General features: G+C 40.6%; 19 protein-coding genes and 2 pseudogenes. 10 read left to right on the top strand and 11 right to left on the bottom strand.

The window, feature by feature from the left end:
• Both ACERCF_RS10665 and ACERCF_RS10660 read right to left on the bottom strand, forming a co-directional pair.
• A pseudogene (locus tag ACERCF_RS10665) lies at positions 1 to 71 on the bottom strand (IS1595 family transposase); the annotation flags it as partial.
• A gap of 118 nt (positions 72 to 189) precedes the next feature.
• On the bottom strand, positions 190 to 1,851 hold the full coding sequence (locus ACERCF_RS10660) for a putative transporter (protein WP_373625557.1): 1,662 nt from the start codon (positions 1,849 to 1,851) through the stop codon (positions 190 to 192).
• 216 nt (positions 1,852 to 2,067) lie between these two features.
• Here ACERCF_RS10660 and ACERCF_RS10655 point away from each other — a divergent pair, with 216 nt between their 5' ends.
• The 10 genes from ACERCF_RS10655 (at position 2,068) to ACERCF_RS10610 (ending at position 10,449) form a co-directional block, all read left to right on the top strand.
• Positions 2,068 to 3,444 (top strand): Na+/H+ antiporter family protein, encoded by a 1,377-nt coding sequence (locus ACERCF_RS10655; protein ID WP_373625556.1) that lies wholly within the window; start codon positions 2,068 to 2,070, stop codon positions 3,442 to 3,444.
• Between the two features lie 95 nt (positions 3,445 to 3,539).
• Positions 3,540 to 4,343, top strand: a complete 804-nt coding sequence (gene xthA / locus ACERCF_RS10650; protein WP_373625555.1) for an exodeoxyribonuclease III — start codon at positions 3,540 to 3,542, stop codon at positions 4,341 to 4,343.
• A gap of 153 nt (positions 4,344 to 4,496) precedes the next feature.
• The gene (gene lptC, locus ACERCF_RS10645; protein WP_373625554.1) at positions 4,497 to 5,081 is read left to right on the top strand and encodes an LPS export ABC transporter periplasmic protein LptC; all 585 of its coding nucleotides are present in this window, start codon (positions 4,497 to 4,499) and stop codon (positions 5,079 to 5,081) included.
• 23 nt (positions 5,082 to 5,104) lie between these two features.
• The gene (gene lptA / locus ACERCF_RS10640) at positions 5,105 to 5,611 is read left to right on the top strand and encodes a lipopolysaccharide transport periplasmic protein LptA (protein WP_373625553.1); all 507 of its coding nucleotides are present in this window, start codon (positions 5,105 to 5,107) and stop codon (positions 5,609 to 5,611) included.
• Positions 5,612 to 5,622: 11 nt separating this feature from the next.
• Positions 5,623 to 6,348 (top strand): LPS export ABC transporter ATP-binding protein, encoded by a 726-nt coding sequence (lptB, locus tag ACERCF_RS10635; RefSeq protein ID WP_373610709.1) that lies wholly within the window; start codon positions 5,623 to 5,625, stop codon positions 6,346 to 6,348.
• Between the two features lie 43 nt (positions 6,349 to 6,391).
• Positions 6,392 to 6,916, top strand: a complete 525-nt coding sequence (locus tag ACERCF_RS10630; protein ID WP_373625552.1) for a PTS sugar transporter subunit IIA — start codon at positions 6,392 to 6,394, stop codon at positions 6,914 to 6,916.
• A 12-nt stretch (positions 6,917 to 6,928) separates the two neighbouring features.
• Positions 6,929 to 7,792, top strand: coding sequence for an RNase adapter RapZ (gene rapZ / locus ACERCF_RS10625; RefSeq protein ID WP_373625551.1), 864 nt, complete (start codon positions 6,929 to 6,931; stop codon positions 7,790 to 7,792).
• Positions 7,793 to 7,873: 81 nt separating this feature from the next.
• Positions 7,874 to 9,058 carry an FAD-dependent monooxygenase gene (locus ACERCF_RS10620; protein ID WP_373625550.1) on the top strand — a complete coding sequence of 395 codons (1,185 nt, stop codon included), beginning with the start codon at positions 7,874 to 7,876 and terminating at the stop codon, positions 9,056 to 9,058.
• A 132-nt stretch (positions 9,059 to 9,190) separates the two neighbouring features.
• Positions 9,191 to 9,748 carry a lipoprotein HlpB gene (locus tag ACERCF_RS10615; protein WP_373625549.1) on the top strand — a complete coding sequence of 186 codons (558 nt, stop codon included), beginning with the start codon at positions 9,191 to 9,193 and terminating at the stop codon, positions 9,746 to 9,748.
• 62 nt (positions 9,749 to 9,810) lie between these two features.
• Positions 9,811 to 10,449 carry a lipoprotein Hlp gene (locus ACERCF_RS10610; protein ID WP_373625548.1) on the top strand — a complete coding sequence of 213 codons (639 nt, stop codon included), beginning with the start codon at positions 9,811 to 9,813 and terminating at the stop codon, positions 10,447 to 10,449.
• A gap of 55 nt (positions 10,450 to 10,504) precedes the next feature.
• Here the strand turns inward: ACERCF_RS10610 and ACERCF_RS10605 are convergent, their stop codons facing one another.
• From ACERCF_RS10605 to cysS, 9 genes and pseudogenes are all read right to left on the bottom strand, one after another.
• Positions 10,505 to 11,332, bottom strand: coding sequence for a MetQ/NlpA family lipoprotein (locus tag ACERCF_RS10605; RefSeq protein ID WP_373625547.1), 828 nt, complete (start codon positions 11,330 to 11,332; stop codon positions 10,505 to 10,507).
• A 71-nt stretch (positions 11,333 to 11,403) separates the two neighbouring features.
• Positions 11,404 to 12,228 (bottom strand): MetQ/NlpA family lipoprotein, encoded by an 825-nt coding sequence (locus ACERCF_RS10600; protein ID WP_373625546.1) that lies wholly within the window; start codon positions 12,226 to 12,228, stop codon positions 11,404 to 11,406.
• A gap of 23 nt (positions 12,229 to 12,251) precedes the next feature.
• Entirely contained in the window at positions 12,252 to 12,929 is a 678-nt protein-coding gene (locus ACERCF_RS10595; RefSeq protein WP_373610701.1) for a methionine ABC transporter permease, read from the bottom strand.
• On the bottom strand, positions 12,919 to 13,953 hold the full coding sequence (metN, locus tag ACERCF_RS10590; protein WP_373625545.1) for a methionine ABC transporter ATP-binding protein MetN: 1,035 nt from the start codon (positions 13,951 to 13,953) through the stop codon (positions 12,919 to 12,921). The genes ACERCF_RS10595 and metN overlap by 11 nt, the downstream gene beginning before the upstream one ends.
• A 241-nt stretch (positions 13,954 to 14,194) precedes the next feature.
• Positions 14,195 to 17,791, bottom strand: a complete 3,597-nt coding sequence (putA, locus tag ACERCF_RS10585; RefSeq protein ID WP_373625544.1) for a bifunctional proline dehydrogenase/L-glutamate gamma-semialdehyde dehydrogenase PutA — start codon at positions 17,789 to 17,791, stop codon at positions 14,195 to 14,197.
• Between the two features lie 119 nt (positions 17,792 to 17,910).
• Complete coding sequence (gene nhaC / locus ACERCF_RS10580) at positions 17,911 to 19,422, bottom strand: Na+/H+ antiporter NhaC (RefSeq protein ID WP_006253407.1); 1,512 nt, start codon at positions 19,420 to 19,422, stop codon at positions 17,911 to 17,913.
• Between the two features lie 74 nt (positions 19,423 to 19,496).
• The gene (locus ACERCF_RS10575; protein ID WP_249762380.1) at positions 19,497 to 20,687 is read right to left on the bottom strand and encodes an ornithine--oxo-acid transaminase; all 1,191 of its coding nucleotides are present in this window, start codon (positions 20,685 to 20,687) and stop codon (positions 19,497 to 19,499) included.
• Positions 20,688 to 20,944: 257 nt separating this feature from the next.
• Positions 20,945 to 21,589, bottom strand: a pseudogene (locus ACERCF_RS10570) (IS1595 family transposase); the annotation flags it as partial.
• Positions 21,590 to 21,722: 133 nt separating this feature from the next.
• Complete coding sequence (cysS, locus tag ACERCF_RS10565; RefSeq protein WP_373625542.1) at positions 21,723 to 23,102, bottom strand: cysteine--tRNA ligase; 1,380 nt, start codon at positions 23,100 to 23,102, stop codon at positions 21,723 to 21,725.
• Positions 23,103 to 23,456: the final 354 nt, after the last annotated feature.

The following is a 23,456-nucleotide window of genomic DNA, read 5'->3' as shown; positions in this document are numbered from 1 at the left end:
GCGGTTACGCCTGCTACAAACAGCTCTATGAGTTTATGTTGTTTGTACTGACTTAGACGACTTTTTCTCATAGGGTTATCTTAACCTAAATGGAAGTTTTAGTCGTTATCTAGGACAGCCCCTAAAAGTTAGATAAGACAAAAGGCGACTTTCAGTCGCCTTTTTAGCTTATATACTTGATATCTACTTTTATCCACTAGAGACCCATAACATTATCGCCAACACCTGTGGCAACATTATGCGTAAAAACATTACGAGTGGGTAAACCGTTGCGTAAGAGAGGGCGGCTGCTCCATTACCTTCTTTGATTTCGTTGGCAAAAGCAAGGGCTGGAGGGTCTGTCATTGAACCTGCAAGCAATCCGCAAAGGCTTAGATAGTTCATTTTGGCATAAATTCTAGCAATTAAGCCTGTAATCATAAGCGGCAAGAATGTGATGATTGCACCAAAGAGAACCCACTCCATACCTTCACTGCTAAGTAAGGTTTCAAGAAATCGTCCCCCTGATTTTAAGCCTACAACAGCAAGAAATAGCACGATACCAATTTCACGCAACGCAAGGTTCGCACTCGGTGGCATAAACCAATAGAGTTTGCGGAAGCTGCCAATTCTAGCCAAAATAAGAGCGACTAAAAGCGGCCCACCTGCTAAGCCAAGTTTTAATGCAACAGGAAAGCCCGGTAAATAAATCGGGATAGAACCTAGCAAGACACCTAAACCGATCCCAATAAAAATAGGCAACATTTGAACTTGTTGTAATTTTGACTGAGCATTGCCAATAATCGTCATTACCATTTCAATATCTGCTTGGCGACCAACTAAATTCAGTACATCACCGAATTGCAAGCTCATATCGCCTGTTGGAACTAACTCTACCCCGGCACGATTAAGGCGAGAAATCACAACATCATATTTCCCTTTCAGCATTAACTGGCGAATTTGCTTGCCAAATACTTTTTCGTTAGTAACCACAGCTCGTTCCGAGCGATAAATTGTGCCTTTTGTTGAAACAGATACATCAGCTACTTCACCTAAAATAATTTGCATTTTATTCAGTGATGCCTGATCGCCCACTAAATGTAATATATCGCCAACTTGTAATACTGTATCCACTCGGGGAATTGAGAGTTCTTCACCTCTTTTTAAACGTGAATAGGATACTTCGTGTAAATCAAAATCAGGCAGTTCTTTGAGTGTTAAACCATTAATGTTTGGGTTGGTTAAACGCACATTTAAAGTACTAAGCTGCTCCTTGCCTTGATTTTGAACTTGGTTAAAGGCTTCTGCTTCTTTATCTATATTAATTTTTAAGATGATGCGAATTAACCACATTGTCAGCAAAATCCCGATAATCCCAAACGGATAAGCAATGGCATAGCTCATACCCATAATTTCGGTTACACTTTCTCCACTTAATTCAGCAAGCACTTGCTGCCCAGCACCGAGAGAAGGCGTATTCGTTACCGCACCAGAGAAAATCCCGAGGATAACAGGTAGAGGCACGTTGAAAAATTTATGAAGAAGGACAACCAGAACACCGCTTAACAGCACAATCAAAACAGCAAAACCATTAAGTTTTAAGCCTGAATGTTTAAGAGAGGAGAAGAATCCCGGACCAACTTGGATCCCTATTGAGTAAACAAATAAAATTAAACCAAATTCTTGAATAAAATGAAGGGTATGAGCATCGAGCTTAACGCCAAATTCTGACATAAAGTGGGAAACGAATAACCCACCAAATAATACTCCACCAATACCTAAACCAACACCTCTAATTTTGATATGACCAATCCATAATCCCAACACTGCCACTAAAGATAGTAAACTGACAGTCAGTGCAATATCACTCATTACAGCCTCTCTTAAATACCAACACCTCAAAAATGGTGGATAAATTTTAGCAAATCTCAACAATCAAAAATGCGATCTACATCACAAAAAATAAATATTGATAGCATCACTCCAAATTTTAATTGTCAAAAAAGCTCCCTAATTTTAAAAAAATTCTCGACAACACTATTTTTTTGAGTAAATTAAATGCTATTTTTATTACTTAAGGAAAATACAATGCTATCAAACGAAGTTTTTATTTCGATTATCGTATTGTTAGTGCTCAGCTTACTCAGAATTAATGTAGTTATCGCATTAATTATTTCAGCATTAACCTGCGGTTTAATCGGTAATTTAGGGGTTGAAGGTGCTGGTTTTGCCGAGGCATTAGAAAAAACTATCAAAAGTTTCACCGGTGGCTTAGGCGGCGGAGCAGAAACCGCAATGAATTACGCAGTTCTCGGGGCTTTTGCAGTAGCACTTTCAAAATCAGGTGTAACGGATTTATTGGCTTATAAAGTGATTAAATCATTTGGACATAGTCCATCAGGTCGTTCTGTAACCTGGTTTAAATATATTGTGTTATTTGTGTTAGTAGCATTCTCAATGTCTTCACAAAATTTAATTCCAATTCACATTGCCTTTATTCCAATCTTAATTCCACCACTATTAAGTGTGATGAATAAATTAAAGATTGACCGCCGTGCCGTTGCTTGTGCTTTAACATTTGGCTTAACCGCTACTTATATGTTAATTCCGGCGGGTTTCGGGCAAATCTTTATTGAGAGTATTTTAGTAAAAAACATTAACCAAGCAGGTGAGCCATTCCAATTGGTAACAACAACCGCTGAAATGACAAAAGCGATGTTTATTCCTGTATCTGGTATGATTATTGGATTACTTTTTGCATTCTTTGTGTCATACCGCAAACCTCGAGTGTATATAGAAAACACACCTGAGCCAGCTATTGATGATATTGAAACTCGAGTAGCTAACGTTAAACCTTTCCATATTGGTATTAGTATTTTAGCGATTATTGCCACCTGTTCGGTACAATTAGCAACAAATTCAACTATTATTGGTGGCTTAATCGGCTTAGTCATTTTTGCTTTAGGTGGCGTATTCAAACTGAAAGAAAGTAATGATGTATTTTCAGCCGGTTTACGTTTAATGGCGATGATCGGCTTTGTGATGATTGCCGCTTCAGGCTTTGCCGGCGTGGTCAATTCAACAGGCGGTGTGCCGGCATTAGTAGAAAGCCTGCGTGATGTGATTTCTTCAAAAGAAATGGCAGCCTTGTTAATGTTAGTGGTTGGCTTATTTATTACGATGGGTATCGGCTCTTCATTCTCAACGGTGCCAATTATTACCTCAATTTATGTGCCGCTTTGTGTCTCTTTTGGTTTCTCGCCGCTTGCTACAATGGCGATTGTCGGTGTTGCAGCCGCATTAGGTGATGCAGGTTCACCAGCATCAGACTCTACACTTGGCCCAACATCAGGCTTAAATGCTGACGGCAAGCACGACCACATTTGGGATTCTGTTGTACCAACCTTTATCCACTTCAATATTCCACTATTAGTGTTCGGTTGGATTGCAGCAATGACACTTTAAGTTATAATAAGCAAAATTTTGCGAGAAAAAGACCGCTTGTAGAGATGACAAGCGGTCTATTTTCATTTATTTTTTACAAACTCAGGTTATATAGAATGAAATTTATCTCTTTTAATATCAATGGCTTGCGTGCTAGACCTCATCAACTTGAAGCCATTATTGAAAAACACCAACCCGATGTATTGGGGCTGCAAGAAATCAAAGTTGCTGATGAAGATTTTCCTTATGATTTAGTTAATCATTTAGGCTATCACGTTTTCCATCACGGGCAAAAAGGACATTATGGTGTCGCCTTATTGACGAAAAAAGAGCCGCTTGCTGTGCGTAAAGGTTTCCCAACTGATGTGTTAGATGCCCAAAAACGAATGATTATGGCAGATATAGAAACCGATTTCGGCGTTTTAACCGTGTTAAACGGCTATTTCCCACAGGGGGAAAATCGCAGCCACGAAACCAAATTCCCGGCAAAACAAAAATTCTATGCTGATTTGCAGAACTACTTGGAAAGCGAATTAAAGCTGGAAAATCCGATTATTATTATGGGCGATATGAACATCAGCCCGACTGATTTGGATATCGGCATCGGCGAGCCAAACCGCAAACGCTGGCTGCGTGACGGTAAATGTTCGTTTTTACCTGAAGAGCGTGAATGGTTAGACCGTTTACACAGCTATGGTTTAGTGGATACTTTCCGTGTCGCCAACCCGGATGTAAACGATAAATTCTCTTGGTTTGACTACCGCTCAAAAGGCTTTGATGATAACCGTGGGCTGCGGATTGACTTAATTTTAGCCTCTAAAATGCTTGCCGAACGTTGTGTCGAAACCGGCATTGATTTAGAGATTCGGGCAATGGAAAAACCATCTGACCACTCCCCTGTTTGGGCAACCTTTAAATAAAGTTGCAAAAAAATCCGAGTTTTCAACCGCTTGTCAGTTTTTAGCCCTACAAGCGGTTATTTTTTCTCACTTTTTTGCACTTTTTACGCTGTACTATATCCCTATTCAAATCTGTGCTACAATCAAACACTATTTTTAGATTATTTTTGGATTATGAACAAACGTTTAACCGTTATTTTACTGATTATTGTTGCCGTGCTTGGTGGCTGGTATTACAGCTTACAAGAGAAAGAGAATACGGGGCTTGATCAGCTTATTAAAAAGGAAGGGCAGCCTGAATATGTGGGAAATAAAATGTCCACCACCGTTTATGATTTAAAAGGAAACCCACAATATTTCGCTCAGGCTTCTGAAATTAAACGCTACGAATCGACTGAACGCACTGAATTTTTTAAGCCTTTTATTGAGCTTTTTGCCAAAGAATCGACACAAAAACAGTGGAAAGTGAGTGCCGATTATGCGGAAATTACCAAAGAAAAACTGTTGAATTTAAAAGGGAATATCAAACTTGATGCGTTAGATCCTGCATCACGTTTACAGCAAATCACTACCGATACGTTAACTGTTGATTTAAACACGCAGGATATTTTTACCGAAAGTACGGTCAAATCGATAGGTTCCGGTTTTACTACAACGGGGGTTGGATTAAAAGGTAACTTAAAACAACAAGTTGCGACTTTGCAAAAAGATGTAAAATCTTACATTGAACCGACGATTATTAAAGAAACCAAAGAATAATTTGCTTGGAACAAGGAATAAAAATGAAATTAATATTTAAATCTATTTTAGTGAGCGTGCTACTAAGTAGCAGCTTTTCTGCTTATGCTCTAAAAGGCGATACCGATCAGCCGATTAACATTGATTCGGGTAGCCAATCGTTGGACATGACGAACAATATCGTCACTTTTAGCGATAATGTCGTTATCACTCAAGGGTCGATTAAAGTGACCGCAGCAAACGTCAAAATCACCCGTCAAGAAGGTAAAAAAGAAACTATTGACGCTACAGGCTCACCTGTAACATTCCAACAAACCTTAGATAACGGTAAACCGGTAAACGGTAAAGGCAACAGCGTTCATTATGATTTAAACTCTGAATTTTTAACTCTGATTGGCAATGCGGAACTCAAACAACAAGGTAGCTTTATTAAAGCCAATAAAATTACCTATGATGTGAAAAAACAACAACTTAAAGCTACCAGTGGCGGTAAAGCCCGAGTGAAAACCGTGCTAATTCCAAATGAACTTCAAGATAACAAGAAAAAATAAGGTTAAATGATATGTCTGTGCTTTATGCCGAACATTTAGCAAAAAGCTATAAACAACGCCAAGTGGTAAAAGACGTCAGCCTGAATGTCAAATCAGGCGAAATCGTGGGTTTGCTCGGTCCGAACGGTGCAGGTAAAACCACCACTTTCTATATGGTTGTGGGTTTGGTTCGTCACGACCACGGCACAATCCGTATTGATGATGAAGATATCAGCACATTACCAATGCACGACCGTGCAAAACAAGGTATTGGCTATCTTCCACAAGAGGCTTCGATTTTCCGCCGTTTAAGCGTGTATGATAATTTAATGTCTGTACTGCAAGTGCGTAAAGATATTAATAACGAACAGCGAAAAGCCCGTGCAGAAGAGCTGATCGCCGAGTTCCACATTGAACATATCCGCAATAGCTTAGGACAATCGCTTTCTGGTGGTGAACGCCGCCGTGTGGAAATTGCCCGTGCATTGGCGGCAAATCCTAAATTTATCCTGTTAGATGAGCCTTTTGCAGGGGTTGATCCCATCTCGGTAATCGACATAAAAAAAATTATCGTGAATTTAAAAGAACGTGGTTTAGGTGTATTAATTACTGACCATAACGTGCGTGAAACCTTAGATGTGTGCGAGCGTGCTTATATTGTAGGGAGCGGCGAGATGATTGCCAGCGGTACGCCACAACAAGTGCTTGAAAACCCTGATGTAAAACGTGTTTATTTAGGCGATCAATTCAAACTTTAACTAAATCTCCTTTTTAGGGGATTTCATCTTTAGATGAAAAATTATGACAAAATTAACGGAATTTTTAAGCCCTGAGAATATTCGTCAGGGTGTATTAGTTTCAAGTAAAAAACGGGCATTAGAGTTAGTTGGAAAAGTGGTTGCGGAATCTATTAATCACGCTAAACAACATTCGCACGAAGAGAGTGAAATACTCTGCCCTATTGAATGCTTTAGTAATCTCTTTAAACGGGAAAAGCTCGGCACAACCGGGTTAAATCAAGGGATTGCTCTTCCTCACGCCAAATTACCCGCTTGTGAATCCGTAATACTTGAAAAGCCCACCGCCATATTCTTGCAATTAGAAGAAGCGATTGATTACGAAGCACAAGACCATAAAGACGTTGATTTAATCTATGCTATTATGTTCCCGGAAAATAGCTGCGAACAATATAAAGGTTGCTTACCACAAATTGCTAAACAATTATCAGATAAATCCTTATTAAAACAGCTCCGAGCAGCAGAGTCAGCAGAAGATATTTGGCAGATTTTAGTGTATGCTGATAATCACCCCAAAGATCAAGAATAATAGTGAGGCAATATGGAATTAATCATTATCAGCGGGCATTCCGGCTCGGGTAAGTCAGTTGCATTAAGAGCATTAGAAGACACAGGCTATTACTGCGTGGACAATATTCCTTTGGCGTTAATTCCAACCTTAACTTACTACCTTGCCCAAGAAAATCGTTCCGCAGTCATCAGCTTAGATATTCGCAATTTGCCGAATACACCGAATGCGATTGAAGAATTACTCACTCAGCTTGAGCCCTTGAATGCTAAATTTATCTTCTTAGATTGCGATCGTAATACGCTCATTCGCCGTTATAGCGACTCTCGCCGCATTCACCCACTTTCTACACAAGATGATCTTTCGTTAGAAGGGGCTATTGATCTCGAACGGAAATTACTCGAACCGTTAGTGCAAAATGCGAACTATATTATTGATACCAGTAACCTCTCTTCACACGAATTGGCAGAAAATCTACGCCATTTATTACAAGGTTCGAGTGATAAAGAGCTAAAAATTATTTTCCAATCTTTCGGTTTTAAATATGGCTTACCTGCCGATGCCGATTATGTGTTTGATGTTCGCTTTTTACCAAATCCACATTGGAATCCTGAGCTTCAGCCAATGACAGGCTTAGAACAGCCTGTAATTGATTTTTTAGAACGCCAAACCGATGTACATAATTTCATCTACCAAACACGCAATTATTTAGAAATGTGGCTGCCAATGTTAGAGCAAAATAACCGTAGTTACCTGACTATTGCCATTGGTTGTACTGGCGGCAAACATCGCTCTGTATTTATTGCCGAGCAATTAGCAAAATATTTCCAAGCGAAAGGTAAGAATGTGCAAATTCGCCATAAAAGTTTGGAAAAACATCATAAATCAACAAATTAACCCGTAGGGGAGGGTCCTGTGCCCTCCCTCATTTTCAATCATTTTTAGGGCGGGCACAGGGCACCGCCCCTACAACTCATTATGAAATCTGCAGATATCGTTATTATTGGCGGCGGAATGGTTGGGCTTGCTCTTGCAGGGCTATTAAAAGAGACCGACTGCCAAATCACAATTATTGAAAAAAACACACCTCAATTTGATGATAGCAAAACTTACCATCGAGTTAGTGCTATCAATGCCTCAAGCCAAAAAATGTTGGAGCAAATTGGCGCATTCCAGCAAATTCCTGAATATCGTCTTTCTCCTTATACCGAAATGTTTGTATGGGAAAAAGATAGCTTTGCCAACATTCATTTTGATAATAACGATGCTGAAATTAAGCAGTTAGGCTTATCGCAACTTGGCTTTATTATTGAAAATGCGGTTATCCAACACGCTCTTTGGCAGCAGATTTCTAAGCAATCCAATGTGGAATATATTATCGCAACCCCGAAAACATTAGGTGTAAGCGAAAATGGGGCATTTTTAACACTCGATAACGGCGAGATGATTTCAGCTAAATTAGTGGTGGGTGCTGATGGAGCAAATTCTTGGGTGCGTAATCAAACTAAAATCCCTTTAACCAGCAAAGATTATCAACACACCGCTTTAGTATGCAATGTAAAAACAACCGAAGCACACGGGAAAACAGCTCGTCAGATTTTTGCTGAAGATAGCATTTTAGCCTTCCTGCCGATGGCTGATGAAAATCTCTGCTCTATTGTTTGGTCACTTCCACCGAATAAAGCGAATGAATTAAAAAATGCAAGCGAAGAGGAGTTTAATAAGGCATTAACTATCGCATTTGATAATAAACTCGGCTTATGCGAATTGCAAAGTTTGCGTGAAATTTACCCGCTTACCGCACGCTTTGCCCGTGATTTTGCGCAATCTCGCATTGCATTAATTGGCGATGCAGCCCACACTATCCACCCATTAGCAGGACTTGGAGTAAATTTAGGCTTTGCCGATGCTAAAACACTGGCAGATGAAATCCAAAAGCATATTAGCAACGGTAACGATCTTAGCGAATATCGCCATTTACGTCAATTTGAACGCATTCGCAAAGCAGAAGCAGTCAAATTATTAACCGCAATGGAAGGACTAAAACAGCTTTTCAATGACAACCACCCATTGAAAAAATTAGTAAGAGGCGTTGGATTAAGTATGACCAATCAACTCCCTTTTGCCAAAAAGCTATTAATTCAACAAGCCATTTATCTATAAAATGTAAATTAGATTGAAATAGCGTAAAGATTTCATCTTTTATGAACTAATTTTAAGACTATCTGTCTATTAGTTGGTACAATAACCGCCCCTTTTGGGTTTTATTTTTATATTCTTTGAGGAATTATTTTAATGAACAAATTTACTAAAATTAGTGCAACCGCTTTAGTGGCTTTATTTTTAGCAGCTTGTGAAAAGCCGGCACAAAAAGTAGAAGAAACTGCACCAGTACAAACAACTATAGAAACCACCAAATCAGCAGAAACAACTCAAATTGCAACACCAAGTGAGGCAGCAAAAGCTGATTACCAGAAATTAGCAACTTGGAACGCAGAACAAAAGAAATCAATGCAAGCAGCACAAGCTGAATTACAACAAAAATTAGCAACGCAAGATCCTAAACAAATGCAAGAAGGCTTAGTGGCATTCAATCAAAAAGTAGAAGCAACTGTAAAAAGTTTAGACGCTGTTGATGTATCTGATGCTCAACTGAAAGAATTAAAAGAGAAAAGTAAATCAGCTCTAACACTTTCAAGCGAAGTGCTTAACGAGCAAGTAAAAGTGTTAGCAAACCCAACTGATGAAGCACTAAGACAATCAGCACAGAAAAAAGCTGAAGCATTAATTGAAGTAAATACTGAGTTACAAAGAATTAGTGCTGAAGTAGAAAAAAGATTTTCAGCTAAATAATTAGTATAATATCGAAAGCTAGAGATTTTGCTCTAGCTTTTTTTACGGACTTAAGGACGATTATGAACACACTTTCTAAAATTAGTTTATCTGCATTATTTGCAGTTTTTTTGACCGCTTGTGAAAAACCGACTACTGAACCAAGCAAACAAAAACCGGAGCAAACACAAGCCTCTGAGGTAAAAAAAGAAGAAGTTAAGTCGGCAAATACCGGTGCAGCAGATTATCAAATCTTCCGTGATTGGCAAGATACTCAAGAAAAAGCATTAAATGACGCTATTCAAACAGCAACAGATGGTCTTACAGAAAAACAAAAAGCTGATCCTACAGTTATGCAAGAAACGGTTAATAAAACATTACTAGCCCAGCTTGATAGCATTAAGGCAAGTGCTGAAGCCCTAAATATTCAAAATAGTGAAGTAAAAGCACTTAAAGACAAAATACTGGAAGTGCTTACTTTAGGTACTCAAATGATTATTGAAGGGGCTAGTATGGAGAAAAATCCAACCCCTGAAGCCCATAAAACCTTCGGCAAACTACAAACTAAACTTAATCAGTTAGCGGAAGAAGGACAAACACTGGAGAATGCATTAAGAGCAAAATATGCCCAGGTTCCTCAACCTGAAGTAGCACCAGCAGAAGCAAAACCTCAAGAAGCAGCTCCGACTGAAACTACTCCAACAGAAGCAACTACACAATAAAAAATAAGGCATAGTTTTATCGCTATGCCTTACTTCTATCTAGGTAATCTCTATATTACCAACCTTTTACCACACCACCGTTAAATAATTTTAACGCTTCTTGGAACACTTCTTCAGTTTGGAATGATTTCACGAAAGTTTGTAAACGTGGGTCATCTTTGTTGTCTTCACGGCTAACCACTAAATTCACATACGGAGAATCTTTAGATTCTACGATGATACCATCTTTATCCGGGCTTAAACCTGCTTGACCTGCGTAGGTATTGTTGATAATTGCTAATTCAACATCATCTAGCATACGGGTTAACAATGCGGTATCAGCTTGAACAATTTTGATATTTTTCGGATTTTCAATAATATCGTTTTCTGTTGCGAATACGTTGTTAGGATCTTTTAACTTTAACAATCCGTGAGCCTGAAGTAATAGCAACGCACGAGCGGTGTTACTTGCATTGTTTGGAATAGCAACTTGTGCACCATCTTGTAATTCAGAGATATTTTTAATTTTTTTAGAGTATGCTGCAATTGGCCATACTAACGTATTGCCGATAATAGCTAATTTATAGCCACGATCTTTCATTTCTTGTTCCATATATGGCACAGTTTGGAAAGCGTTCGCATCTAAATCTTTTGCGTGTAATGCAGCATTTGGTTGAGTGTATTCAGTGAATTGCACTAATTCTACTTCTAAGCCATATTTCTCTTTGGCAATTTTCACTGCAACTTCAGTCATTTGGGCTTCAGGCCCAGTCATAACCCCAACTTTTAACGGGGCTTGTTTTTCCGCTTTAGCTGTTGCTGCGGTTTGTGCTTTGTCATCTTTACAAGCAGTCAGAGTTAGTGCAGACACTAACGCCACGCCTAATAATTTTTTAAAGTTCATATTTGCTCCTATGCAACGTTTTGAGTATAAAAAAGGCGATTAAACAAGCGTTTAACCGCCGTTAAATTGGATTACCAACCTTTTACCACACCGTCTTTAAAGTGTTTTTGTGCTTCCTGGTAAACTTCTTCAGTTTGGTAAGATTTAATAAAGTTTTGTACATTTGCTGCCTCTTTATTGTCTTGGCGGGCAACAATAATATTCACATATGGCGATTCTTTATCTTCTACAAATACACCGTGATCTTGGGTATTTAAACCTACTTGCCCTGCGTAAGTATTGTTTACTACCGCTAAATCAACATCGTCCAATGCTTTCGCTGCAACTGAAGTATCCACTTCTTTAATTTTTAAGTTTTTCGGATTTTCGATAATATCTAACGAAGTTGAGAATAAGTTAGTGTTATCTTTTAACTTAATTAAGCCTTGTTTCTCTAATAAAATTAAGGCACGGGCTAAGTTTGAAGGGTCATTTGGCACTGCAATTACCGCTCCTTCTGCTAACTCAGCAGCACTTTTTACTTTTTTAGAGTAACCTGCTAATGGATAAACAAAGGTATTACCTACAATCACTAAGTTATTTAACCCTTTTGATTGGCTGTCTTTATCTAAATAAGGTTTGTGTTGGAAGGCATTTGCATCTAAATCGCCCTTGCTTACTGCGGTATTTGGTAATGCGTAATCGTTGAATAATACGAACTCAACTTCCAAACCATATTTCTCTTTTGCAATTTGTGCTGCACGTTCTGCAACAGTATGCTCAGGACCAGACATTACCCCTACTTTGATTTTTGCAGAAGCCGGAGCTGCTGCAGGCTCTGCTTTCTTCTCATCTTTACACGCCGTTAATGCTAATGCAGAAACCAATGCTACACCTAAAATCTTCTTGAAACTCATAAAAAACCTCTACTTATAAAAAATTAACGATGATCATAACGTTTTGCTAAGGTATCGCCTAATTTTTGGCTTACCATTACAATCGCTACAATAATGATAGTTGCAATCCACTTTACATAGACCATATTACGGTGTTCACCGTAACTAATGGCTAAATTACCTAAACCGCCGCCACCCACAGCTCCTGCCATTGCAGAATAGCCGATTAACGCAACTAGGGTTAAAGTAATACCGTTGATCAAAATCGGCAAAGATTCCGGCAGGTAGAATTTTGTAACGACTTGCGAATTCGTTGCCCCCATTGATTTTGCCGCTTCTGTTAATCCGGACGGAATTTCAAGCAACGCATTTGAAGTTAAACGTGCAAAAAACGGAATGGCAGACACGCTTAAAGGAACAATCGCCGCCGTTGTGCCAAGTGTTGTGCCAACAATTAAGCGAGTAAAAGGCAATAAAATAATCAACAAGATAATAAACGGAATTGAACGCCCGATATTAATAACCACATCTAAAATTTGATGCAATCTTTGATTTTCTAAAATTTCACCTTTACCTGTTAAAAAAGCTAAAAAACCAATCGGCAAACCAATAATGACCGCCAATGCTGTCGCCACAAAGCCCATATAGATAGTCTCAAAAGTAGATTCCCATACTAAGCCCCACATTTGTGGCGTCATCTCTCTTAAAAAATCAGCCCACATAGCCTAACACCTCTACTTTTACATTATTATCCATTAAATAAAATTTTGCTTCTGCAATAGAATCCGGATTACCACTAACTTCTGCAATCACAAACCCAAATTTCACTCCACCTGCATAGTCAATTTGCGACATCAAAATACTAAAATCAATACCGAATTTTTTTGATGCTGTTGAGAGCAGCGGAGCATCAACCGAACGCCCAGTAAACTCAAATTTGATAATTGGTTTGCTATTTTCCGTTGGTGAGTTTAAAAGTTGCTCTCTATACTCCTGCGGCAAATCAAAATGGAATGTTGATTGAATAAATTTTTGAGCCAGTTCTGTTTTCGGGTTTGAGAAAACTTCACTTACCGAACCGGATTCAATCAACTGACCTCTATCAATTACCGCCACACGATCACAAATACGTTTCACCACTTCCATTTCGTGCGTGATTAACAAAATGGTTAAACCTAAACGTTTATTAATATCTTTTAATAACTGCAAAATTGATTGCGTGGTTGCAGGGTCTAGCGCACTGGTGGCTTCATCACACAATAGAACGTGCGGATCACTTGCCAATGCACGAGCAATGGCAACACGCTGTTTTTGCCCACCGGAAAGATTTGCTGGATAAACATCTTTACGATCCGTTAAGCCAACTAAATCCAATAGTTCATTAACTTTCTTCTCAACTTGCTCCTTTGGTGTATTGCTTAAACGCAACGATAACGCCACATTTTCAAACACGGTTTGTGATGAGAGCAGATTAAAATGTTGGAAAATCATCGCAATATTACGACGAGCTTTAATCAGCTCTTTGTCCGACATTGCGGTTAAATCTTGCCCATCCACAATCACTTGCCCCATTGTCGGGCGTTCTAATAAATTTACGCAACGAATTAAGGTACTCTTCCCCGCACCCGATGCCCCAATGACACCATAAATAGTGCCTCTTGGAACTTCAAGGTTTACATTATCAAGAGCGGTAATTTTTTTACCCTTTACCTCAAATTGTTTGCTGATATTTTTCAGCTGAATCATTTTCTACTATCCAATTTTGATTAATCGTTCTATTCTGCATTATTTTAGACGTCTAGAATGCTATGTCAATTAACTAGCCTAATTTTTTTATTCCAAATAAGCATAACGCATAAAATAATAGATTGCACTTGAAATAAATTACGGTTTTGTATGATTGGTTTTCATCATAGCTTAAAAATAATATTTAAAATAAAAAGGCAGATCATTGTGATCTGCCCTCTTATACTCTTTTGTTTGTTGCTTAATCCATTTCACTCATTAAGCTGGCATTTCCCCCTGCGGCAGCGGTGTTGATGCTGATTGCTTTCTCGTGTACCAACGGCAGCAGTGAGAGCGCTAAATCCAGCCCTTCGATGTAGGTCAAAATCGCCCCTTTGCGTTCGGCGTGATGCAATTTTTCCTCACTAGAAAGCGGGTCAAGCACAATGAGTGTGCTGAGGTGATCAAGACAGTTGAAATCATCCACCACCTGTAATTTCTTACCAAAGGCAGAGGCGTGTTTTGCCAGCTCGCTTGATTTTTCTACCACCGCTTGGCTGCCGACCGTTACAATGGCAATCAAGGCTTGCACCTGTGAAGCCAAATCACCTTTGCCAATCCCAATCTGTGGGCGAGCCACAAAAATCATCTCGTTTTTCTCGCCGGTAATGCCCTGCATTGGGTAGGTTTTTCCGAGTGGCGAGCGGCGTGCAAGGCTTTTGGCCAGATCTAACGCCGTTTGCTGCTCAGCTCCACTTAGAACCTTGCGGATTGCAAAATTTAAGTCAAAATCGACCGCTTGTGCATTGCCCTGTAAACCGTTCAATGTCCATTCTTGGCGGTTTACTAAACGTTGTAGATAGAGCGGCCCGCCAGCTTTCGGCCCAGTTCCTGATAATCCCATTCCACCGAATGGCTGTACGCCGACCACAGCCCCTACCGTGTTACGGTTTACATACAGATTTCCAGCGTGGACAGATTTCAACCATAAATCCACCGTTTCATCAATTCGGCTATGCAAACCGCTGGTTAGACCGAAACCTGTGGAGTTTATGTCGGCAATCACTTGGTCGAGTTTATCCGCATCAAAACGGATAACGTGTAGCACCGGTCCGAATACTTCGTGTTTAAGCTGGCTGATATGATCTATTTCTAACAGCGTTGGCGGTACGAAAATACCATTTTCGGCAATTTCAGAGGAGATAGCCACCTGATAGTAACTTTTCGCCGATTTTTTGAGATTTTCAATATGATCGAGCAAGCGTTGTTGTGCGACTTTATCGATTACTGGTCCGACATCGGTAGTTAAGTGTTGTGGAAGACCAACTTTCAACTCCGCCATTGCCCCTTTGAGCATTGTGAGAATGTGATCGGCAACATCACGTTGCAGATACAGCACACGCAATGCCGAACAACGTTGCCCTGCTGAGTCAAATGCGGAGTTTAAAACATCTATCACAACCTGCTCGCCCAGTGCCGAGCTATCAACAATCATTGCATTTTGTCCGCCAGTTTCGGCAATAAGCGGTATAATTTTCTCGTTTTTGTGCAAATTGCGGTTAATGTTTTTAGCTGTCTCTGTTGAACCAGTAAAAATCACGCCGTTCACACGATGATCTGCCACCAACGCCACCCCAACCGTTTTTCCTCTACCCGGTAAGCATTGCAACGCCGCTTTCGGCACACCTGCTTGGTAGAAAAGGCTGACAGCATAATGTGCCATTAACGAAGTTTGTTCAGCTGGTTTTGCTAGTACCACATTGCCTGCCACCAACGCAGATGAAACTTCACCCACAAAAATCGCTAACGGAAAGTTCCACGGGCTAATTGCTACTACAATGCCACGCGGATTTTTGTATGCTTCAATGTTGTTGCGTACCTCTTTGGCATAATAACGACAGAAATCGACGGCTTCACGCACTTCAGCAATTGCATTGTTGAGCGTTTTGCCTGCCTCACGCACCGCCAAATCGAATAGTTGTGGCATATTGGCTTCCATCAAGTCCGCCATTTTTTCTAAGCACTCGGCACGCACCGCAGGGGAAGTATTCGCCCATTCACTTTGGAACGCTGCCGCACTTTCAAACGCCTGTTCCATATCGTTTTCGGTGGCATCAATCACTTCGCCGACTAATTCAGCTTGGTTCGCTGGATTGTAAATTTTTCGGCTTTCTTGACCGCTTGTATTATCATTTGCCAGCTGTGGTTCAGCACGGTAATGCTGCTTGGTAAGTTCATTGAGGGCATTTTCTAAATTTTGTAGGCTTACTGCATCAGTTAAATCATAGCCTTTGGAATTAACACGATTGTCGTCAAATAAATCGACTGGCAATCGAATTTTCGGGTGCATAGTGCCATTGGTCAGTTCTGCTTTTTGAACAGGGTCTTGAGCCAGATCATCTACACTGAGATTTTCATCCACAATTTGGCTAACAAATGAGCTGTTCGCTCCGTTTTCCAACAAGCGACGTACTAAATAGGCAAGCAGGGTTTGATAAGTACCGACAGGGGCATAAATGCGACATTGCACGTTAAGATTATCGCTGCCAACCACTTGGTCGTACAAGCTCTCTCCCATACCGTGCAAGCATTGAAACTCAAAACGTTTGCCCTGTGCCAAGTGGTAAATGGTGGCGAGAGTTTGAGCGTTATGTGTAGCAAATTGTGGATAAATAATATCTTGTGCCACCAATAATTTTTTCGCACAAACAATGTAATTTAAGTCGGTATGCACCTTGCGTGAGAAAACAGGGTAGCCCTCTGCACCATCAGTTTGAGCTCGTTTAATTTCAGTGTCCCAATACGCCCCTTTTACCAAACGGATCATCAGCTGGCGGTTATGTTTACGGGCGGTCTCAATTAAATGCTCGATCACATACGGGCAACGTTTTTGGTACGCCTGCACCACAAAACCAATGCCGTTAAACCCTGCCAAATCAGGGTCGGCAAGCAGTCTGTCCATCAAATCAAGCGACAATTCGAGGCGGTCGGCTTCTTCGGCATCAATGTTCAAGCCGATGTCATACTTTTTCGCCAGCAAGAACAGTTCTTTCAGACGTGGATAGAGTTCGTCCATCACACGTTGGTGTTGGGAAAGGGAATAACGAGGGTGAATGGCGGAGAGTTTGACCGACACACCCGAGGATTTATACACGCCCAAGCCTTTCGAGGTGGCACCCACAGCGTGAATAGAGGCAACATAGTCGTTGTAATAGCGTTTGGCATCTTCGGCGGTGAGTACCGCTTCGCCCAGCATATCGTAGCTGTAACGATAACCCATTGCGAAGCGTTTTTCGCCGTTTTTAATCGCCTGTTGAATGGTTTCGCCCGTTACAAATTGCTTGCCGAGCATACGCATTGCTACGTCCACACCTTTGCGGATCAGCGGTTCTCCACCTTTGGCGATCAGGCGTGAAAGTGCTGATGAGAGTGAGCTTTCGCTGTGGGTTGAAACCAATTTGCTGGTAATCACCAAGCCCCACGCCGCTGCATTCACAAACAGAGAGGGGCTGTTGCCGGTGTGTGAACGCCAATCCCCTTTGGCAATTTTGTCTCGAATTAATTTATCCGCAGTGGCGGTGTCAGGAATGCGTAGTAATGCTTCGGCAAGGCACATCAACGCCACCCCCTCTTGGCTGGAGAGTGAAAATTCGTGCATTAACGCATCAACCCCGCTTGCTTTCTGGCGTGCAGTTCGGACTTTACCGACTAATTGGGTAGTGAGCTTTTTAATGTTATCAGCCTGTTCATCACAATGTGCTTGTTCTATCAGATTTTGCACCAGGGTTTGCTCATCAAAGCGGTAATGACGGCTCAATTCAAGACGGATAGTGGTGTTAGGTAAAAGTTGGTATGACATCATTTTTCCTTTCTATACAGCAAGCGATCAAATTTATGTATAAACTTGCAAATTTTAAGATAAAACCGACCGCTTGTTATTTAACTTAACCTATTGTTATTAAATACTATTTAGATAAATTATGGACAACAACCACGTTTTGGCAGAGTAATTTCCTCAGGTTCTTTGGCTAATTCTTCCGGTGGCAATCGCTCAATTTTGATATTCAAGGTTGCCAAGCCAATCGCAATCAGTGGAATGAGCCAATTCATTATTGCATACGGTGCATATTCAAAAGCACTCACTTGCAACATTGAGAACGCATAAACACCACAGGTATTCCAAGGTACAAGAACCGAAGTAACTGTTCCTCCGTCTTCCAATGCACGAGAAAGGTTTCTCGAACTTAGTCCCTTATCCCTATAGGCTTTTATATACATTCTGCCTGGTAATAAAATAGAAATATATTGCTCAGATGTCGTTACGTTGGTAATAAATGCCGATACAATCGTAGCACTAATTAAGCTACCTGCTGATTTTGCAAGGGTAAGGATTTTTTCCACTACTGAATGTAACATTCCAGCTTGCTCTGCAATGCCACCAAAAGTCATCGCAACAATCGTAAGGGAAATGGTGTACATCATCGACTCGATCCCACCACGGTTGAACAGCTTATCAATCATCTCGTGGCCGCTCTCAATTTTATAGCCGTCGTGCAGAGTAATCACTGCTACGCTGACATCACCGCCTTGCACAAAAACGTGGCAGAGCCAACCAAGAATTATCCCTGCAGCTAATGCCGGTAAGGCAGGCACTTTTTTTGCCACCAACACCACGACTAATAAAGGCACTAATAGCAACCAAGGCGAAATCAAGAAATGTTCCTGCATTGCCTGCATAATGTCTTCAATTTTAGCAAGATCGAGATTTTCGGCTCTAAATTCCATACCAAAATAGAAATAGACAGATAACGCAATCAGGAACGCCGGCACGGTAGTGATAAACATATGGCGGATATGTTCAAACAGATTGGTTTCGGTAATCCCTGCTGCCAGATTGGTAGTGTCTGACAGTGGCGACATTTTATCGCCGAAATATGCTCCTGAGATCACCGCACCGGCAACCATCGGTGCCGGAATGCCGAGACTAAACCCGATCCCCATCGCCGCTACACCGATTGTTCCCATTGTAGACCACGAGCTACCAATCGCAAGGGTCACAATAGCACAAATTATTGAGATAGTTACTAAAAACAGCGACGGAGAGATCAATTTCAAGCCGTAGTAAATCATCGTAGCTACAATTCCACCACCTAGCCAAGCTCCGATGGTTAGCCCAATCATAATAATGATAACAATCGCTGGTAAAGCCATACGAATGCCTCTATAAATTCCTTTTTCAATTGTCTCCCAACGGTAGCCATGTGCCATTGCAATCACAGCGGCACTAATTGCCCCAATAAGCAACGGAACGTGAGGTGAGGCTTCAAATTTGATGATAGCCACCGCCATAATCGATACCATAATAATCACAGGCAATATAGCATAGCGAAACGGGATTCGGATATTTTGGTCTGTTATTTCTGTTCTGTTTGACATAAAGCCACCTTTTACAAGCGGTTGATTTTTGGAAAAAGTTTGCAAAATCAGCATCTTACAACTGTTTTGCTTCCTGCCAAAAAGGGTTAAAGGCGATTTGGCAGGATAAAATATAGAGAAAATGACAATTAAGCCAACACCTCCCGAATTTTCTCCAATGCCCAATCCAAATTGAATTTTTCAATCACCAAAGGGGGAGCAAAGCGGATAACTGTATCGTGGGTCTCTTTGCAGAGTAAGCCTTTTTCTTTGAGTTTTTCGCAGAATGGGCGTGCTGGTTGATGTAACTCCAAGCCAATAAACAGTCCACGTCCACGAACTTCTTTAATAATTGGATTTTGGATTTTTTTCAGCTCTGCCAAGAAGTATTCACCTAACTCACGGGAACGCTCTGCAAGTTTTTCTTCCAACAGTACATCAATTGAGGCAATAGATACCGCACAGGCTAATGGATTACCACCAAATGTCGAACCGTGCGAGCCAGGATTGAATACGCCTAAAATATCACGATTTGCTAACACACAAGAGATTGGGAACACCCCGCCACCAAGTGCTTTACCTAGAATATAAATATCTGGCTCAAAGCCTTCCCATTCTGTTGCAAATAACTTGCCAGTACGCCCAAGACCTGCCTGAATTTCATCAGCAATAAACAGCACATTATTCTCTTTGCATAGTTCATAAGCCTGTTCCAAGAAACCTTCAGGTGGAATAAGAATGCCAGCTTCACCTTGGATTGGCTCAACCAAAAACGCTGCTGTGTTTGGTGTAATCGCAGCTTTTAATGCTTCTAAATCACCGTATGGAACAAGTTTGATGCCACCTAACATCGGCCCGAAACCACGTTTATAATCCGGATCAGACGAGAGAGATACTGCAGCCATTGTACGTCCGTGAAAATTGCCAACACAAGCGATGATTTCTGCTTGATTTTCTGCAATTCCTTTCACATCATAACCCCAACGGCGAGCAGTTTTAATCGCTGTTTCTACCGCTTCTGCACCCGTATTCATCGGTAATGCCATCTCTTTATTAGCGAGTTTGCAGATTTTTTCATACCAAATACCAAGTTGATCGTTATAAAATGCTCGAGAGGTCAGCGTTACTTTGTCTGCTTGATCTTTTAGTGCCTGTACAATTTTTGGATGACAATGCCCTTGATTAACCGCTGAGTAGGCACTAAGCATATCCAAATAGCGATTACCCTCAGGATCTTCAACCCAAATGCCTTTAGCTTTACTAATAACAATAGGTAGAGGTAGGTAGTTATTGGCACCGAAATGTTCGGTTTGTTGGATGAGTTGTTGAGAAGTAGACATAAAAAACTCCTTTATGTTAAAAACTTGTAACACAAAAGAGTTTAACAATCTTTAGCTAAAAAACACGGACTTTTTGTTGATTTTATGATCTACTTCTCATTTTTCTTCAGCTGTTGATTAACTATGCAATTAATATGAATAGATAGCATACTTTAAGCAAAAATGCCTCCATTTTCTATAACTTTTATAAGTTTATAGATAACTTTCTCCGTTGAAATTCCAACTATAAAATTTAGGGCTGTCCTAGATAACCAACTTAAACAACCCCTAACCAATTGTTTTAAAATAGAAATTTGAGATTTTAAGTCACTGTGATTAAAACGCCATTCGCATTCCTTCAAATACAGCTCAAAATGAGCTTTAGGTATGCCGTTAAATTTACGCAAATGGCGTTTTGCTTGGCTCCAAAAATTCTCAATTCCGTTAATGTGATTGTGATTTTCAGCGAAGTGTGTGCTGTGATTGATACGAAAATGGTTAAATTCACTCACATCAAGCACATCATAGCTTCGATAAAAATCGGCGTAAACAAGGCTGTCTGGCTTCACTTTCTCCCGAATAATCGGCAAAAGTGTGGCAGATTGCGTATTTGGTACGACAACGGTATAAACCTTGTCATCACGTTTTAACAGCCCAAATACGGCAGTTTTGCCTGCGGCACCACGCCCTCGTTTACCTTTGCGAGCACCACCGAAATAACTTCCGTCCGCTTCAATTTCACCCTCAAACATTTCCAGATGAGGGCTATGTTGATAGATGAGCAATCGCAAACGGTGAAAGTAATAGGCAGCGGTGGTTTTGTTTACATTCACCAACTCAGCCGCTGTTCGAGCAGTGACACCTGCTACAAACAGCTCAATGAGTTTATGTTGTTTGTACTGACTTAGACGACTTTTTCTCATTGGGTTATCTTAACCTAAATGGATGTTTTAGTCGTTATCTAGGACAGCCCCTAAAATTTAATCATTTGCCTGTTTAAAAACCAGTCCCTTAATCGGTGGGTTATTTAGTCCAACTTTTAGGGGCAATTATCTCTTATCCTTTACGCCAAGTCGTGCCCTTCGGTGTATCTTCCAACACAATACTCATCGCTTTAAGTTTATCACGCACTTCGTCCGCAACCGCCCAGTTTTTAGCTGCTTTGGCTTCATTACGTTGTTTGATTAAAGCTTCAATTTCTGCTGCCTCATCATCATTGGCATCGCCTTTTAAGAATGTGTCTGGATCTTGTTCTAATAAGCCTAACACGCCAGCTAACTCTTTTAAGCGAACCGCTAAACCATTAGCTTTTGCCATATCTTCGGTTTTGAGTTTATTTAGTTCACGAGCGATTTCAAATAATACCGCTAATGCACCTGGCGTGTTAAAGTCATCGTCCATTGCGGTTTTAAAGGCTTCCACATATTGCTCTCCACCAATGGCTTCGCCTGATACATCACAGCCACGCAGTGCGGTGTATAAACGCTCAAGTGCGGAACGAGCAAGATCTAAGTTATCTATGCTGTAATCAAGCAATGAGCGATAATGTGCGGTAAGGAAGAAATAGCGTAGTGATTCTGCATCATATAAGCCTAGCATATGGCGAATGCTGAAGAAGTTGCCAAGTGATTTCGACATTTTCTCTTTATCAATCGTGAGCATTCCCGTATGTAGCCAATAGTTTACATAATCGCCCCCGTGAGCACAGCAAGATTGAGCGATTTCGTTTTCGTGGTGCGGGAACATTAAATCCGAACCACCGCCGTGAATATCAAAATGTTCGCCTAATTCTTTGCTATTCATTGCCGAACATTCAATATGCCAGCCTGGGCGACCATTGCCCCAAGGACTTTCCCAGCTTGGCTCGCCTTCTTTTGACATTTTCCAAAGCACAAAGTCCATTGGGTTTTTCTTCACCGATTTAATCTCAACTCTTGCACCTGCTTGCAACTGTTCTAAGTTTTGGCGAGACAATGCCCCGTATTTGTTAAATGATTCAACATCAAACATCACATCGCCATCAGCCGCCACATAGGCGTGTTTGTTCTGAATCAGTTTTTCAACCATTGCGATGATTTCTGGAATATGCTGTGTTGCTCGTGGCTCAACATCAGGGCGAAGAATGTTTAACGCATCAAAATCTTTGTGCATTTCGGCAATCATTCTTTCCACTAATTGATCGCAAGTTTCGTTATTTTCTAATGCACGTTTAATGATTTTATCGTCCACATCGGTAATGTTGCGCACATAGTGTAAATTGTAGCCTGCATAACGCAAATAGCGTGCAATCACATCAAAAGAAACAAAGGTTCGACCGTGCCCAAAATGACAAAGATCGTAAACCGTTACACCACACACATACATTCCTACTTGGTTTGGATTAATCGGTTTAAATTCTTCTTTTTCACGTTTTAGGGTGTTGTAAATTTTGAGCATAGTGTCCTCTGTTAGCTAAATTTAGAATATGAAGTACAAGCGTGAACGCTTGTACCATCAATTTTACGAAATAATCAAGAAATACGTCTAAGTATAGCGAATAAGCGGTCTGATTTTGAGATTTTTTTGCAATTTCCGCTAAACTTTTTAATAATATTAACAAACTCGTAGGGACGGGTCCTGTGCCCGTCCAAAAATAAACTGTAATAGACGGACAGGCACAGGACCTGTCCCTTGTATATCTCAAATGAGTTAAACTAAGCAACACAACCCGTTATCGGCATCTCGTCTCGTCCCTTGAAAGCACTTCGTTGTGTAGCTTAGAGAGCCGATAACTTTCATCACAAAAACCGA

Origin of the sequence: Mannheimia kashgarensis (assembly GCF_041807705.1) — a bacterium.
In the GTDB taxonomy this organism is placed as follows: Bacteria; Pseudomonadota; Gammaproteobacteria; order Enterobacterales; family Pasteurellaceae; genus Mannheimia.
This window is presented reverse-complemented; position numbering and strand designations above follow the sequence as displayed.

Excerpts from the sequence above, each read along its gene's own strand:
- putA (WP_373625544.1), bottom strand. The coding sequence starts at position 17,791 with ATGTCATACCAACTTTTACCTAACACCACTATCCGTCTTGAATTGAGC.
- ACERCF_RS10595 (WP_373610701.1), bottom strand. The coding sequence starts at position 12,929 with ATGTGGGCTGATTTTTTAAGAGAGATGACGCCACAAATGTGGGGCTTA.
- ACERCF_RS10575 (WP_249762380.1), bottom strand. The coding sequence starts at position 20,687 with ATGTCTACTTCTCAACAACTCATCCAACAAACCGAACATTTCGGTGCC.
- ACERCF_RS10600 (WP_373625546.1), bottom strand. The coding sequence starts at position 12,228 with ATGAGTTTCAAGAAGATTTTAGGTGTAGCATTGGTTTCTGCATTAGCA.
- ACERCF_RS10605 (WP_373625547.1), bottom strand. The coding sequence starts at position 11,332 with ATGAACTTTAAAAAATTATTAGGCGTGGCGTTAGTGTCTGCACTAACT.
- lptB (WP_373610709.1), top strand. The coding sequence starts at position 5,623 with ATGTCTGTGCTTTATGCCGAACATTTAGCAAAAAGCTATAAACAACGC.
- ACERCF_RS10630 (WP_373625552.1), top strand. The coding sequence starts at position 6,392 with ATGACAAAATTAACGGAATTTTTAAGCCCTGAGAATATTCGTCAGGGT.
- ACERCF_RS10655 (WP_373625556.1), top strand. The coding sequence starts at position 2,068 with ATGCTATCAAACGAAGTTTTTATTTCGATTATCGTATTGTTAGTGCTC.
- lptA (WP_373625553.1), top strand. The coding sequence starts at position 5,105 with ATGAAATTAATATTTAAATCTATTTTAGTGAGCGTGCTACTAAGTAGC.
- lptC (WP_373625554.1), top strand. The coding sequence starts at position 4,497 with ATGAACAAACGTTTAACCGTTATTTTACTGATTATTGTTGCCGTGCTT.
- metN (WP_373625545.1), bottom strand. The coding sequence starts at position 13,953 with ATGATTCAGCTGAAAAATATCAGCAAACAATTTGAGGTAAAGGGTAAA.
- ACERCF_RS10620 (WP_373625550.1), top strand. The coding sequence starts at position 7,874 with ATGAAATCTGCAGATATCGTTATTATTGGCGGCGGAATGGTTGGGCTT.
- nhaC (WP_006253407.1), bottom strand. The coding sequence starts at position 19,422 with ATGCTGATTTTGCAAACTTTTTCCAAAAATCAACCGCTTGTAAAAGGT.
- cysS (WP_373625542.1), bottom strand. The coding sequence starts at position 23,102 with ATGCTCAAAATTTACAACACCCTAAAACGTGAAAAAGAAGAATTTAAA.
- ACERCF_RS10660 (WP_373625557.1), bottom strand. The coding sequence starts at position 1,851 with ATGAGTGATATTGCACTGACTGTCAGTTTACTATCTTTAGTGGCAGTG.
- xthA (WP_373625555.1), top strand. The coding sequence starts at position 3,540 with ATGAAATTTATCTCTTTTAATATCAATGGCTTGCGTGCTAGACCTCAT.
- ACERCF_RS10610 (WP_373625548.1), top strand. The coding sequence starts at position 9,811 with ATGAACACACTTTCTAAAATTAGTTTATCTGCATTATTTGCAGTTTTT.
- ACERCF_RS10615 (WP_373625549.1), top strand. The coding sequence starts at position 9,191 with ATGAACAAATTTACTAAAATTAGTGCAACCGCTTTAGTGGCTTTATTT.
- rapZ (WP_373625551.1), top strand. The coding sequence starts at position 6,929 with ATGGAATTAATCATTATCAGCGGGCATTCCGGCTCGGGTAAGTCAGTT.